Origin of the sequence: Hymenobacter translucens (genome assembly GCF_020685205.1) — a bacterium.
GTDB lineage: Bacteria > Bacteroidota > Bacteroidia > Cytophagales > Hymenobacteraceae > Hymenobacter > Hymenobacter translucens.
Genome location: NZ_JAJERB010000003.1, coordinates 34414 through 48245 on the forward strand (window position 1 = coordinate 34414; position 13832 = coordinate 48245).

The following is a 13832-nucleotide window of genomic DNA, read 5'->3' on the forward strand; positions in this document are numbered from 1 at the left end:
TCCGGCTGATCTAGCGGCCGTCCTGCCAGCCTGCTACGTAGGCGCGCAGCTCCGGGAAAAACGCCCGGAAGTCGGCTTCGTAGGCCGGGTAGTTGCGCTCCAGCTCCCGCACCGCCGTTTCCATGCCCGAGCCGGCCGAGGCCCGGCGGCTCAGCCCCCCGAGCGACTGACGAATGCCCTCCAGGTCGGCGTAGTGGCCCAGCCAGTCCTGGCGCGTCATGTATGGCAGAAAGTGCTGCACCCGGGCCGGAAACTCCGTTGCCCGGGCCGCGAGCAGGCGGTAGACATCGGCGGTAAACTTTGAAAGGGGCTGCTCGGAGAACTCGTGAAAGTTACGGGCCAGGAAATGGTCGAAAAACACGTCGGACACGACGCCGGCGTACTTGCCGTAGCCGGCCTCGCGCAGGCGCAGGGTGCTTTGCCGCACCACCGGGTGCTGGTCAGTAAAAGTGTCGATGGCCCGGTGCAGGCGGATGCCGCGCTGAATACCGGCCGGGTACTGCTCGAGCTGCCGCCCGGGCACCGAGTCGGCAATGAAGTTGCCGATCAGCAGGTCCTCATCGCCGGAGCCCGACAGGTAAAGATGTGCCAGAAAATTCACGAGGCGGAAGGTACGGCAAAAACGGCGGAGCTAAACCTTCGGCCCGGCCCCGCGTAACCCTATCACTCTCCCTGCAAACCCAACCCCAACCAAACCCCCTCTTCCCTATGGCCGAGAAAGTAGAAGTCAGCCATGACATCTCCCAGCTCATTGACCGCATCAAGGATATCCGCATTGCGATGATGACGACCGTGGAGCATGACGGCAGCCTGCACAGCCGTCCGATGTTTACCCACGAGCCCAAAAACGACGGCGTGCTGTGGTTTTTCACCGAAAAGGACTCCGCCAAGATCTACGAGGTACGTGGGGAGAACCACGTCAGCCTGGGCTACTCCAAGCCCGAAGACAACCTCTACGTAGCCGTCTCCGGCACCGCCACCATCTCCACCGACCGGCAGCTGATCAAGGATATGTGGACCGAGGGCCTGCGGGCCTGGTTTCCCAAGGGCTCTGACGACCCGAATATTGCCCTGCTGCGCATCGAGGTAGACCGCGGCGAGTACTGGGACCAGCCCAGCAACGTGCTGGTGCGGGCCTTTGGCTACGTGAAAGCCGTAACCACCGGGGAGCGGTACCAGCCCAGCGGCGACGAGCACAAAATCGTGAAGCCGTAGTTGTTGGTTGTCCGTTGTCAGGAAAAATAGTGTCGGACAACCTGTAACTGACCACTCCCCAGACTATCAGCCTTTCTGAGCTATGAAACGAGGCGGGAAGAAATTCCCGCCTTTTTGTTTACTAGCCGTACTCGCCTGCCACCTGATTTTACAGCGCCACCTACCCACTACCCGACAACTGTCAACGGACAACTAACAACTACCCATTGCTTACCACCCTCAGCATCCTCTCCCTGCTTCCCGGCCAAAAGCGCTGGGGTCTGGCCCAGATGGGCACTGCCCAGCGCCCCCTGCAAAAAGTACCGGGCCTGCGGTTCCAGAAGCTGCTGGGCAGCGGAGCCGGCGGCTTCGGGGCCCTGCCCAACCTGCACCGCTACGGCTTTATGGCCGTCTGGGAATCGGAAGCGGCGGCGGAACAGTTCTTTGCCTCCCACCCCCTCTGGCTCGACTACCGGCAGCGCACCCGGGAAATCTGGACTGCCCGCCTGGCCCCGCTGAAGTCGCACGGGCTCTGGGACGGCGTGAACCCCTTCGACTACGCCACCGAAAAACCCGCCGACGACGTGCCCGTGGCCGTCCTGACCCGCGCCTCCATTGCCTGGCTGAAAGCGCCCCGGTTCTGGCGCTACGTGGCGCCCACCAGTGCCACCGTTGCCGATGCCCCCGGCGTGCGGGCCGCCATCGGGCTGGGCGAGCTGCCGGTCGTGCGCCAGGCCACGTTCAGCCTCTGGGAGTCGGCGCGGGCCATGCAGGACTACGCCTACCGCAGCGAAACTCACAAGGAGGTGATTCGCCTGACCCGCTCCGAGAAGTGGTACAGCGAGGAGCTGTTTGCCCGCTTCCGGGTGCTGGGCACCGAGGGCACCCTCGACGGGCGGGACCCGCTGGCGCGGTAGTCCATTACGCCCGGGCAGAGTGCAAAAATCAATCTTATGCTTCCCGAGGTGTCAGTAGCGGGATAGTTGGGACCTTGTAGCCATCTACTCCCTGTCTACCTTGGACCTTCCCGCCGGGCGCTGGCTTGTTAAAATTATATTATCAGCCAACCAAATCAGAACGTCAGCACGCGAGATGCTACACTTCGTTCTGCATGACCGCCTTTTGCTGCAACGAAGCGGTAGAGATGCTTCGACTGCGCGGACACCAGATCAAGCATGACCACTTGGAAAGGTGTCGTTTCACTGAAAAGCCTTATCCAACCCCGCTTCCGCCGGTTAGTTTCCGCAAAGAGCCCCACCGCTCCGCCAAACTCCGTAATTTCGCCCGCTACGACCACGTAGCATACCCCGCGACCATGCCGAGTTACCGCCCCCAGGAGATTGAGAAGAAGTGGCAAAACCACTGGAAAGAGCACAGCACCTTTAAAGCCGAGAACAACGCCGATAAGCCCAAGTACTACGTGCTCGACATGTTCCCGTACCCCTCCGGGGCCGGGCTGCACGTCGGGCACCCGCTGGGCTACATTGCCTCCGACATCGTGACGCGCTACAAGCGCCTGCGGGGCTTTAACGTGCTGCACCCGATGGGCTTCGACTCGTTCGGCCTGCCCGCCGAGCAGTACGCCATCCAGACCGGGCAGCACCCGGCCATCACCACCGAGCAGAACATCAGCACCTACATCCGCCAGCTTTCCTCCCTGGGCTTCAGCTACGACTGGAGCCGGGAAGTGCGGACCTCCGACCCGGCCTACTACAAGTGGACGCAGTGGATCTTCCTGAAGCTGTTCAACTCCTGGTACAACCTCGACACCGACCGCGCCGAACCCATCACTGAGCTGACCAAGCGGTTTGCCGAGTCGGGCAGTGAGGGAATCCGCGCCGCCGGCGACGCCGACGAGCGGCAGGTATTCACCGCTGGGCAGTGGCAGCTGTTCAATGAAAAGCAGAAGCTGGCCGCCGTGCACTCCTACCGCCTGGCGTATCAGCAGGACACCTACGTGAACTGGTGCGCCGGCCTGGGCACCGTGCTCAGCAACGACGAGGTAAAGGACGGCCTTTCCGAGCGGGGCGGCTTCCCGGTGGAGCGCCGCCTGATGCCCCAGTGGAATCTGCGCATCACGGCCTACGCTGACCGTCTGCTACGCGGCCTCGACACGCTCGACTGGCCCGACGCGGTCAAGGAAATGCAGCGCAACTGGATCGGCAAGAGCATTGGGGCGGAGGTTACCTTCCAGGTGCAGGGCCACGACCAGGCGCAGATCAAGGTGTACACCACCCGCGTCGATACCATCTACGGCGCTACCTTCCTGGTGCTGGCCCCCGAACACGAGCTGGTGCAGGAGCTGACGACGCCCGGGCAGCAGGCGGAAGTGCAGGACTACATCGACGCAACCAAGCGCCGCTCGGAGCGCGACCGGATGGCCGATACCAAAACCGTGTCGGGTGCCTTTACCGGCTCCTATGGCCTTAACCCCTTCAGCGGGGAGCCCATCCAGATCTGGATTGCCGACTACGTGCTGGCCGGCTATGGCACCGGCGCCGTGATGGCCGTACCCTCGGGCGACCAGCGCGACTACGTCTTCGCCAAGCACTTCAACCTGCCTATCGTGCAGGTCGTGGACCAGCAGCAGATCGATGAGCAGGCCGACCCGACCAAGGAAGGAAAGTACCTGCATGGCCTCATCCAGGGCCTGGGCTACAAGGACGCCACGCAGACGCTGATTCAGCAGCTCGAGGAGCGCGGCATTGGCAAAGGGAAAGTCAACTTCCGTTTGCGCGACGCCATCTTCGGCCGGCAGCGCTACTGGGGCGAGCCGATTCCGATCTACTACAAGGACGGCACCGCCTATGGCGTGGCCGAAGCCGACCTGCCCCTGGTGCTGCCCGAAATCGACGAGTATAAGCCGACTGAAAACGGCGAGCCGCCCCTGGGCCGGGCCAAGGACTGGAAGTACCGCGGGCAGTACGACTACGAGCTGAGCACCATGCCCGGCTGGGCCGGCTCCTCCTGGTACTACCTGCGCTACATGGACCCGCACAACGCCGAGCGGTTCGTAAGCCAGGAAGCCGAGCAGTACTGGCAGAACGTGGACTTATACCTTGGTGGTGCAGAGCACGCTACGGGCCACCTGCTCTACTCCCGCTTCTGGCACCTGTTTCTGAAAGACCTGGGGCTGGTGACGGCCAATGAGCCGTTCCAGAAGCTCATCAACCAGGGCATGATCCTGGGCCGCTCGAACTTCGTGTACCGCATCAACGGCACCAACACGTTCGTGACCCTGGGCAAAAAAGACCAGTACGAAACCACTGCCCTGCATGCCGACGTGAACATGGCCGAGAATGACGTGCTCGACGTGGAGGCGTTCAAAAGCTGGCGCGAGGACTTTGCCAACGCTGAGTTTATTCTCGAAGACAACGGTACCTACGTCTGCGGGGTCGAAGTCGAGAAGATGTCGAAGTCGAAGTACAACGTGGTGAACCCCGACACGCTGATTGAGCGGTACGGGGCCGATGCGCTGCGGCTGTACGAGATGTTCCTCGGGCCGCTGGAGCAATTCAAGCCCTGGAACACCAACGGCATGAGCGGCGTGGCGGGATTCCTCAAAAAGCTCTGGCGCCTCTACCACCCCCAGGACGGCGACTTCGCGGTAACCGACGAGGCGGCCACGCCCGCCGAGCTGAAAGCCCTGCACAAGGCTATCCGCAAAGTGGAAGAGGATATCGAGAAGTTCAGCTTCAACACGACCGTCAGCGCCCTGATGATAACGGTAAACGAGCTGACCGCCCTCGATACCCACAAGCGGGCCGTCCTGGAGCCGCTCGTGCTGCTGCTCTCGCCCTACGCGCCCCACCTGGCCGAGGAGCTGTGGACCAAGCTCGGCTACGAAGCCGGCTCCATCAGCCGGGCTTCGTACCCCGAGTTCCGCGAGGAGTACCTGGTGGAAGACACCGTGACCTACCCCGTCGCCATCAACGGCAAAGTGCGCGAGCAGCTGCAGTTCGCCGCCACGGCCACCGCCGCCGACATCGAGCAGGCCGTGCTCGGCTCCGATTTCCTGGCCCGCTTCGCCGAAGGCAAGGCTGCCAAGAAAGTCATTGTGGTGCCCGGCCGCATGGTGAACGTGGTGGTGTAGCGTGAGTCAGCGCCGCCTCACCCCGAAAGGCGGTCATGCTGAGCTTGTCGAAGCATCTCTACCGCTTCGCTGGACTACTAACTAAAAAAGGCCCGTCGGATTATCCGGCAGGCCTTTTCTGTATAACCGAAGCAAAAGGCCATCAGCCTGCTTGTCAGTTCAAAGCTAAAACGCCGGCAAAGGCATTTTATGATGTCGCACGCCCGGTTTTTTAATCGCGTCGGCTAGCTAATTGCGCTCTACTCCTGCGCGCTGGCTACGGCCAAGCGCTGGGCTTTCGGCAGGGAGTTCAAAATCAGCTCGTAGGAATGGTCGATCCACTCCTTAAGCTGCCGGTCGGTGGCGCCGGTGCCGATCTGCACCGTGTTCCAGTGCTGCTTGTTCATGTGGTAGCCGGGCAGCACATAGTCGAACTCCTCACGCAGCTGCACGGCCTTTTCCGGGTCGCACTTCAGGTTGATGCTGCTGAAGTCGTTGATATCGGTGAGAGCAAACATCTTACCGCCGACTTTGAACACCAGCGTATCCGGGCCGAACGGAGTTTCCTCCGTCACGCCGGGCTTGAGCAGGCAGTAGTCGCGGTACTCCTCGATGTTCATTATACGCGGGTAAACAGGCGGTAGAGCACTACGCACAGGCCGACCAGGAACATGGCCATGCTGAGCTTATTGATGAAGTGCATCGTCCGCAGGTTGAAGTTGGTTTTGCGGTTGGGATCGTGCTTGCGGAAAAAGTAACCGAATACTTCGCCGAAGTTAAACAGGTTGCGGCCGTCCATATCAGTGGGCTTTTGGTACAGAAATACAACACCCAACGGGGCGGAAAGATTTGCCCGTAAGGTAAATAGATTCGGGGAATTCCGGTCTCAGATCAGCTCCTGCTGCTCCCGCCACTGCACCCCGCCGGGCAGCTCCACCGAAGAGAACTCCAGGTGCAGCACCCGGCGGCTCCGGCCGCTCGTGCTGCGGCTCGAAGCGTGCAGCAGCAGGGGCTTCATGAGCATGGCGCCTCCGGCCGGCACGGCGCAGGTCACCGACTCTTTCGTGTAGGCCGGCAGCTCTGCCGCAAGCAGCACCCCGGCCCGGTGCGAGCCGGGCACCACTTTCAGGGCCCCGTTGTCGGCATCACAGTCGTCGAGGTGGAGGCGGATGGTGACGATGTCGTCGAGCACGGCCGGGGGCGGCAGCACCGCTACTCCTTCGGGCTTGCTGGTCCAGGGTCCGAACCCGGGCAGGTTCGCCTTTCTATCCACGTTGATCATCAAATCCTGGTGCCAAGCTACCAGCCAGTTGGAGTGCGGGGGCTTGTCGAAGTAGATGGACTTTACCAGCCGACTGCCGGCGGGAAACAGCGCGCTCAGCAGCCGGGGCAAAGCTGACTTCGCCAGAACGGATCCTAAAGCAGGGATTTCACTAACCACCTGCCGGATGGCAAACAAATCCTGGCTGCGCCGGAAGCTGGGACCAGTAGCCGGAGCCGCCTCAATGCCGTCCAGCAGCGCCGCCGTTTCCTCGGGCCGCAACAGGTCCGGCAGCAGCGCAAAGCCTTCCGTCTGTAGCGCCTCAATGGTGTTGGAATAAGTTGTGGGCATGAGAGTAGCAAGCATGAAATCCGGGCCCGAAGCTACAACTTGGTTAGGTTTGCAACCCGGGCACATGGCGGGTGTCGTTAGCAGCTCGATCTTTCTACGCATGAAAAAAGCATTCCTCTCCCTGCTGCTCACCTGCGGCACCCCGGCTGCCTTTGCCCAGACCAGCGCCGCCGAAACCGAGGCCGTCAAAAAGACCATCACCACGTTTTTCGACGGCATGCGCCGGGCCGATTCCACCCTGATTCGCAGCACCCTGGCCCCGGGCGTAATCCTGCACAGCATCAGCAGCAAAAGCAGCAGCCCGCGGGTGGAAGTGGAAAATGTCAACGGGTTTCTGAAAGCCGTGGGCACCCCGCACAAGGAGGTCTACGATGAGCGAATCAGCTTTGAGCGGGTGCTTATCGATGCCAACCTGGCCAGTGTCTGGACACCCTACCAGTTCTACGTGGGCTCGAAATTCAGCCACTGCGGCTACAACTCGTTTCAGCTGGTTAAGCTGGCCGGAAGCTGGAAAATCGTCCACATCATCGACACCCGGCGCAAGGAAAACTGCCAGTAGCCCGGGTCAGAATGCCGGTATCCGGCGTAGCGGCGTCTCGTCGACCTTCCAGCAGTCCAGCTCGTACAGCTCGCCTTCCTGATCCAGGTACAAGGCCACCAATACCGGTACACCGTCATCGTCGAGGTAGCGGGTACCCGCTACCTTCTCGCCCAACCGCCGGTTAGCCCGGGGGCCGATAAACCGCAGACTGCCGCTTCCCTCCTCGCTTAGGTCGGCAACCTCGGTGGTATATAGCCGTGCCAGCAGCCGGTCGGCATCGGGCGTGCCGCGCAGCAGGTAGATGAGCAGGCCAAGCTCCGGCAGTTTCAGCAGGCGGTTCGTCATCGGCAACGCTCCGGTTTTTCTTCCAGATACGCGGTGGGCGGAAAAAAGGAAGCCCCTGACGCTGCCTAATCGGTTTTTGCCGCGTCAAACGTCCCCGGCCGCTTTCGTTACTCCAGAGCACGATACCAGGAGCTGCGGACAAGGCTGTCGGCCTCCGGCGTAAAGCGCAGGTAGTCGTGCTCATAGCGCCAGAAGTAAATCAGGCCCGCGTTTCTGACCCGGTCCGGCGGCCCCATCACCTTCTCTACCTCGGCTCTGCGCTGTCCATTCAGCCGTATGCCCAGCTCCCGCATGATTTTCTGTAAGTCACTGCCATTTAGCTTACAGTCCGGGCACTTCTTTGCTTTCAGTCGACGGTACTCCTTTCCAAGCAGTGCGGTGCTGCGGCTGCCCAGGGTTTGAGCGGCGTACCGGCTTTTACAACAGTCGCGGCGCCACGCACGGCCGTCGGTTTCGCCGGCCTGGAAAGCTGCTGTACAGCCGAACGCAAGCAGCGCAGCGGCCAGTCGCACTCCCTTTGTTATGTAGGCCCGGGCTGACACTATCCAATTCGGCTTAGCGGGCGTTCAGCGGGATAAAGACTCCGGGAACCCCTGGATCAAGGCCGCATTGAGCTGACCCAGGTGCGAAACCACGTGGTCGGCGTGCTGCAGATCCTGCCCGCCGGAATGCGCGCTCCGGTAGCCGACGCAGTACATGCCGGCGGCTTTGGCCGCCGTGACGCCGTTGGCGGAATCCTCAATCACCAGACACTCCTGCGGGGGAATACCGGCCAGCCGGGCCGCTTCGAGGAAGATGGCCGGGTTGGGTTTCGACTGCGGAAAGTCCTCCCCGCTCACCCGGTTGTCGAAGTACGGGTAGAGGCCGAAGCGGGTGAACACCCGGTTGATGGTAACCTTGGCCGCCGACGAGGCCAGCTGCAGGGGCACCCCAGCCTCGTACAGGTCTTCGATCAGCTTCCGGGCTCCGGGCAGCAGCTCCAGTCCGGTATCCGCATCGAACGAGGTCCCGAACAGCTCCCGCTTGCGGTCAATCAGGGCTTCGACGTCAGGCTCCAGCCCGAAGCGCTGCTTGAGCTGCTGGTACACGTTGCGGGTGGAAGAACCCAGGAAAGCGGCGTATTCCTCGTTTGAAACCGAGATGCCCAGCTCGGCAAAGTGGCGGAAAAAAGCGTCGTGGTGCAGCGGCTCGGTATCGACCAGCACGCCGTCCATGTCAAAGATTACGGTGCGAATCATGTATAGCGGAAAGTCCGGCGAAGGTAGCAACTGGCAGACGTAAGGCGGTGATGGGGAGCATGGGGCGCATCAAGCCAGAAACGAAGCATGTCGCGTGCTGTCGTTAGATTTATTAATTCCAACATCAGCACGCGGGATTAGCTCCGCTTTCCTTCGGTTTCTCGACTTCGCTCGGAAGACCGCCTTTTGCAAAGGGCTCTTTACTTCTTCGCTAAAGCCACGATGTCGGGCACTTCCAGCACCGGCTTTGGGTAGCCCAGCCGGGCCGCGTTGATCATGGCCAGGCCCATTTCCCGCAGCGTGGATACGTATTGGGGCAGGAAGCGGCGCATAATCGGGTACGCCCAGTTAATATATTTGTAGAACGGCAGCACGCGCTTCAGGCCCGGGGTGGGTTTCATAAAGCCGGGGCGGAACATATAGGCGTGCGCAAAGCCCAGACCGAGCAGGTCGTTTTCAGTCTGGCCCTTCACCCGCGCCCACATCTGCCGGCCCTGTGCCGAGGAGTCGGTGCCCGCGCCGGAGACGTAGCCGAGCGTCAGGCCGGGGTTGCGGGGCAGCAGGGTCTGGGCGAAGTGCAGGGTCAGGTCGTACGTCAGGCGACGGTACTCCGGCTCCTTCATCCCGACCGACGACACGCCCAAGCAAAAAAAGCAGGCGTTATAGCCGCTGAGCTGATCCTGAATCGGCGACAGGTCGTGGAAGTCGGCGTGGACTATTTCGCGCAGCTTCGGGTGCGTTACGCCGCTGGGCTTGCGGCTGATGCTGAGTACCTGCTCGACGTCGGGGTGGTTCAGGGCTTCATGCAGCACCCCCTCGCCCACCATGCCGGTCGCCCCGGTCAGAATTGCTTTGATCTTCATGACCCGGTAGACGGGTGAGCGGGGTGGATGTTTTACATCCGTCTGAGCGAAGTCAGTAGTGACTTATGAACATGGAACCTGGCTTTCCTAACCGGTAAGCAGGCTTAGCTGCACTCGTCAGGAAAAAATCAGGTAGAGCCCGACTACTGCTACAGGCGAGAAATTGACGCAGAAGAGCTTAACATAATCTTCTTTGTTCTGCCCTTTAGATAAAAGAACCTTAAGGGTCAACACAATGAGGTAAAGTATAGAACACAGGAAGATGAGCATGATTAGCCCACCATTGGCTGCACCACATGAATTTGGATAAGAGCTGGCGCCGGAGGAGAACCAATAAATCAGATATCCCCAAAGCATGAGGTATAAACCAATGCAAACCGTGGCGAACAGGTGACGCTGAAACATAAGTTATGAATTATCTGATCTTAGAGCCGGGGCGCGCGGAACCGGTACACGTGATAATGTCAGTCAAACTAGTAAAAAAGAATGGGGTTGAACTGCCGTCCAACCCCACTTATTGCCTGCTTCAGAAATCACTCTTACGCCCCTACCGGCTCTTCGAGCACCATCGGCTCAATCCACTTGCCATCCTCGCGCATCAGCTCGATGAGCTCATCCACCGCCTGGGCTTCGGGCACCGACTTCTTGATGACGTCCTGACCGCGGTAGAGGGCAATCTTGCCTTTGCCCACGCCCACGTAGCCGTAGTCGGCATCGGCCATTTCGCCGGGACCGTTCACGATGCAGCCCATGATGCCAATTTTGACGCCTTTCAGATGGTCGGTGCGCTTGCGGATCATGGCGGTGGTTTCCTGCAGATCGAACAGCGTCCGGCCGCAGCTGGGGCAGCTGATGTACTCGGTCTTGCTCATCCGGGTACGGGCCGCCTGCAGAATGCCGAAGGAGAGCTGGTTGAGTTGGTCGAGCGTCTGCAGCCACTCGGCCTTGGGGCGGGCGGGCAGCAGCTCGGTGCTCAGCACCACCCCGTCGCCGAGGCCGTCGAGCAGCAGGCCGCCTACGTCGGTGGCGGCGTAAAGCTGGGTTTGCTCGGGCGTCAGGGCCGGAAACTGGCGGTTGATGATGACCGGATTGGTCACGCCGTTGTTCATCAGCTCAAAGAACGCCCGGCGGATTTCGGGCATGGCGTGGGCATTGTCGGTATAAAGAATGACGACGGCCGTGTGGTCATTGCGCAGCTGGTCGAGGGCGGCGGGCGTGAGCGAGTCGAGGTTGTGAAACACGAAGTTCAGCTCCGGGTGCCGGGGGGCATTCAGGGCGTACTCGGCCTGGGTGAGCACCGGGAAATGGTCGGGGCGGCTGCCGGCGTCCAGCCAGGCGCTGTAGTCCACCACTTCCTTGAGACCGTTGGGCAGCATAAACGGCACCGGGCGCTGGCCCGAGTACACGTAGTCGGCGCCGAGGTCGTTCATCTGAAACTTGTCCAGGAAGGCCGAGTACAGGTGGCCCACGGCGCGCAGGTCGGCATACTCCACCGTGTCCAGGGCGGAAATATCCACCATCACCCGGGGCACGTTCTGCCCGCCCAGGTTCCCCACCTCCCGCGTCGGGCGGCGGTGATACTGAAACGGGTCGATTGGCAATGAATAATTAGTAATTAGTAATGAAGAATTACGGTCTGACGACTCGTTCCTGTTCATTATTAATTCTTCATTACTAATTACTAATTCCTCGCCCAAAGGGCGAATCGGCTTGGCTTCGGCGGCGCGGTGGGTGTAGCGGTCAATCAGGGCGCGGGCCACGGGGGCTTCGGCTTCGGGGGCTTCGGTGAGGCTCACGCGCACGGTGTCGCCGATGCCGTCTTCGAGCAGCGTGCCGATGCCCACGGCCGACTTGATGCGGCCATCTTCCGCTTCGCCGGCTTCGGTCACGCCCAGGTGCAGCGGATAGGGCTGCAAACCTTCGGCGTCGAGCTTTTGCACCAGCAGCCGGTAGGCCTGCACCATCACCTGGGTGTTGGAGGCCTTCATGCTGAGCACCACGTCGTAGTAGTTTTCCTCCTCGCACAAGCGCAGAAACTCGAGCGCCGACTCCACCATGCCCAGGGGCGTGTCGCCGTAGCGGCTCAGAATCCGGTCCGACAACGAGCCGTGGTTGGTGCCGATGCGCATGGCCGTGCCGTACTGCTTGCAGATCTGCACCAGGGGCCGGAACCGCTCCCGGATCCGGTCGACCTCGGCCGCGTAGCTCGCGTCGGTGTACTCAATGACGTCGAACTTCTTTTTGTCGGCGTAGTTGCCCGGGTTCACGCGCACCTTTTCCACGATGCGGGCGGCCAGCTCGGCGGCGTTGGGCGTGAAGTGGATGTCGGCAATCAGGGGCACGGTGCAGCCCCGCTTGCGCAGCTCCTTCTTGATTTCAAGCAGGTTCTGGGCCTCCTTCACGCTGGGCGCCGTGATGCGCACGTACTCGCAGCCAGCCTCCACCATGCGCAGGGTCTGCTCCACCGAGCCCATCGTGTCCATCGTGTCGACGGTAGTCATGCTCTGCACCCGGATGGGGTTCAGGCCGCCCATAGGAAGGTCACCGATTTTCACTTCCCGCGAAAGGCGACGCTTATACTCGGTGAGACTGGGACAATAGATTTTGGAGACGGAAGCAGAGGTCATGCGGCGGGCGAATAGGCGTAGCGAAAACTACGCAGAGGCACGTAAAGTTGCGAAAGGCAAAGGTACGGAAGGATTGCCCGCGTACGGTTACCGTTGTGCGAGGCCAGTCGAGGTCGCGCCAGCGGACGGGGTACTTCGGCCGGGCCGGCTCTGAGCAGCCGATGCACTGCTATAAACCAAGAGCCGCAGTCCGCTGGGGCAACCTCAGCCCGCCGGCGCGGTCTATAGCTTAAGGGTCAGGTTTAGAAGCTGGCCTCGAAGACCGGAAGGTCAGACGCCGCTCCGGCTGGTTTAGCCTTAATTGCTGATTCGGCGAGAGAGGCTACCTTCAAGCGTGTGCCTTTGGGTTTTCACTTCTTGTATCTCTTAGCACGCTTACAGATGAAAAAGGTAACCGGCCTCGGCGGCATATTTTTCAAATGCGACGATCCGCAGGGCATGAACGAGTGGTACGCCAGGAACCTGGGGCTGGCTACCAGTGAGTACGGAACCGTGTTTGAATGGCGGCAGGCGGATAATCCAGCGAAGAAAGGAGCTACCGTCTGGAACACGTTTCCGCAGAGCACCGACTATTTTCAGCCATCCGCCAAGTCCTTCATGGTTAACTACCGGGTTGAAAACCTGGTTTTGCTGGTTGACGAGCTCAGGAAAAGCAACGTGACCATCGTGGACGAAATTGCCGAATACGACTATGGCAAGTTTGTGCACGTGCTCGACCCCGAAGGCAACATCATCGAACTCTGGGAGCCCAAAGAGGAGGCAGTCCAGCCCAACCAGGCCGGCTAACCAACCGCCCACCAACAAAGCTTTGTCAATCTTCCCAATGCGTCTATCAAAACTCATTGCCTTCGCGGCGGCCCTCCTGCTCTGGTCGGGCGCGGCCCGGGCCCAGCAGGTTTCGGTTATCAAGTTTCCGGAGCTGCAGAAGCGCCTGAGCCGGCAAAACGACACCACCTACGTCGTCAACTTCTGGGCTACCTGGTGCGCGCCCTGCGTCAAGGAGCTGCCCGCCTTTGACCAGCTCAGCACCACCTACGCCGGGAAAAAGGTGAAGGTGCTGCTGGTAAGCATGGACTACGCCTCCCAGCTCGACAAAAAAGTCAAGCCCTTCGTGCTCAGGCGCGAACTAAAGTCAGAGGTGGTGCTGCTCAACGAAACCGACCCCAACACCTACCTGGAAAAGGTGGACCCGAAATGGTCCGGGGCGCTGCCGTTCACGATGATCTGGAACGGCAAAAAAAGCAAGCGGGCCACCTTCGAGCGGGAGTTTACGCCGGCTGAACTGACTGCCGAAATCAAGAAGTTTTTGCTATAATCACCTCACCTTCCTTCACCAGAAC

Annotated in this window: 16 protein-coding genes; 6 read left to right on the top strand and 10 right to left on the bottom strand. The window is 60.8% G+C overall.

Annotated elements, in window-relative coordinates:
- Nucleotides 1–10 precede the first annotated feature (10 nt).
- Nucleotides 11–601, bottom strand: coding sequence for an acyl carrier protein phosphodiesterase (locus tag LJY25_RS07295; RefSeq protein ID WP_227607662.1), 591 nt, complete (start codon nt 599–601; stop codon nt 11–13).
- 107 nt (nt 602–708) lie between these two features.
- Between LJY25_RS07295 and LJY25_RS07300 the strand changes: the two genes are divergently transcribed.
- The 3 genes from LJY25_RS07300 to leuS all read left to right on the top strand — a co-directional run bounded on the left by LJY25_RS07300 (nt 709) and on the right by leuS (nt 5287).
- Complete coding sequence (locus LJY25_RS07300) at nt 709–1215, top strand: pyridoxamine 5'-phosphate oxidase family protein (RefSeq protein WP_227607663.1); 507 nt, start codon at nt 709–711, stop codon at nt 1213–1215.
- A 206-nt stretch (nt 1216–1421) separates the two neighbouring features.
- Nucleotides 1422–2111, top strand: coding sequence for a spheroidene monooxygenase (locus LJY25_RS07305; RefSeq protein WP_227607664.1), 690 nt, complete (start codon nt 1422–1424; stop codon nt 2109–2111).
- A 398-nt stretch (nt 2112–2509) separates the two neighbouring features.
- The gene (leuS, locus tag LJY25_RS07310) at nt 2510–5287 is read left to right on the top strand and encodes a leucine--tRNA ligase (protein ID WP_227607665.1); all 2778 of its coding nucleotides are present in this window, start codon (nt 2510–2512) and stop codon (nt 5285–5287) included.
- A 239-nt stretch (nt 5288–5526) separates the two neighbouring features.
- On the opposite strand, the gene LJY25_RS07315 is transcribed toward leuS, so the two are convergent.
- The 3 genes from LJY25_RS07315 to LJY25_RS07325 form a co-directional block, all read right to left on the bottom strand.
- Nucleotides 5527–5886, bottom strand: a complete 360-nt coding sequence (locus LJY25_RS07315; RefSeq protein WP_227607666.1) for an MmcQ/YjbR family DNA-binding protein — start codon at nt 5884–5886, stop codon at nt 5527–5529.
- Nucleotides 5886–6065 carry a DUF6728 family protein gene (locus tag LJY25_RS07320; protein WP_227607667.1) on the bottom strand — a complete coding sequence of 60 codons (180 nt, stop codon included), beginning with the start codon at nt 6063–6065 and terminating at the stop codon, nt 5886–5888. Before LJY25_RS07320 ends, LJY25_RS07315 begins: the two co-directional genes overlap by 1 nt.
- Nucleotides 6066–6152: 87 nt before the next feature.
- Nucleotides 6153–6878 carry a phytanoyl-CoA dioxygenase family protein gene (locus tag LJY25_RS07325; protein WP_227607668.1) on the bottom strand — a complete coding sequence of 242 codons (726 nt, stop codon included), beginning with the start codon at nt 6876–6878 and terminating at the stop codon, nt 6153–6155.
- A gap of 100 nt (nt 6879–6978) precedes the next feature.
- Between LJY25_RS07325 and LJY25_RS07330 the strand changes: the two genes are divergently transcribed.
- Nucleotides 6979–7437: a nuclear transport factor 2 family protein gene (locus LJY25_RS07330; RefSeq protein ID WP_227607669.1), complete on the top strand. Its 459-nt coding sequence runs from the start codon at nt 6979–6981 to the stop codon at nt 7435–7437.
- 6 nt (nt 7438–7443) lie between these two features.
- Here LJY25_RS07330 and LJY25_RS07335 read toward each other — a convergent pair whose 3' ends face one another.
- From LJY25_RS07335 to ispG, 6 genes are all read right to left on the bottom strand, one after another.
- The gene (locus tag LJY25_RS07335; RefSeq protein WP_227607670.1) at nt 7444–7764 is read right to left on the bottom strand and encodes a DUF6984 family protein; all 321 of its coding nucleotides are present in this window, start codon (nt 7762–7764) and stop codon (nt 7444–7446) included.
- Nucleotides 7765–7871: 107 nt separating this feature from the next.
- On the bottom strand, nt 7872–8276 hold the full coding sequence (locus tag LJY25_RS07340) for a hypothetical protein (protein WP_227607671.1): 405 nt from the start codon (nt 8274–8276) through the stop codon (nt 7872–7874).
- 54 nt (nt 8277–8330) lie between these two features.
- A complete protein-coding gene (locus LJY25_RS07345; protein ID WP_227607672.1) occupies nt 8331–9002 on the bottom strand; it encodes an HAD family hydrolase in 672 nt (223 codons plus the stop codon).
- 200 nt (nt 9003–9202) lie between these two features.
- Nucleotides 9203–9865, bottom strand: coding sequence for an NAD-dependent epimerase/dehydratase family protein (locus LJY25_RS07350; RefSeq protein WP_227607673.1), 663 nt, complete (start codon nt 9863–9865; stop codon nt 9203–9205).
- 117 nt (nt 9866–9982) lie between these two features.
- On the bottom strand, nt 9983–10270 hold the full coding sequence (locus LJY25_RS07355; protein WP_227607674.1) for a hypothetical protein: 288 nt from the start codon (nt 10268–10270) through the stop codon (nt 9983–9985).
- Nucleotides 10271–10404: 134 nt separating this feature from the next.
- Nucleotides 10405–12492: a (E)-4-hydroxy-3-methylbut-2-enyl-diphosphate synthase gene (ispG, locus tag LJY25_RS07360; RefSeq protein WP_227607675.1), complete on the bottom strand. Its 2088-nt coding sequence runs from the start codon at nt 12490–12492 to the stop codon at nt 10405–10407.
- A gap of 381 nt (nt 12493–12873) precedes the next feature.
- Here ispG and LJY25_RS07365 point away from each other — a divergent pair, with 381 nt between their 5' ends.
- Together LJY25_RS07365 and LJY25_RS07370 are read left to right on the top strand one after the other, a co-directional pair.
- Complete coding sequence (locus LJY25_RS07365; RefSeq protein ID WP_227607676.1) at nt 12874–13278, top strand: VOC family protein; 405 nt, start codon at nt 12874–12876, stop codon at nt 13276–13278.
- Nucleotides 13279–13315: 37 nt separating this feature from the next.
- Nucleotides 13316–13807 carry a TlpA disulfide reductase family protein gene (locus LJY25_RS07370; RefSeq protein ID WP_227607677.1) on the top strand — a complete coding sequence of 164 codons (492 nt, stop codon included), beginning with the start codon at nt 13316–13318 and terminating at the stop codon, nt 13805–13807.
- Nucleotides 13808–13832 lie beyond the last annotated feature (25 nt).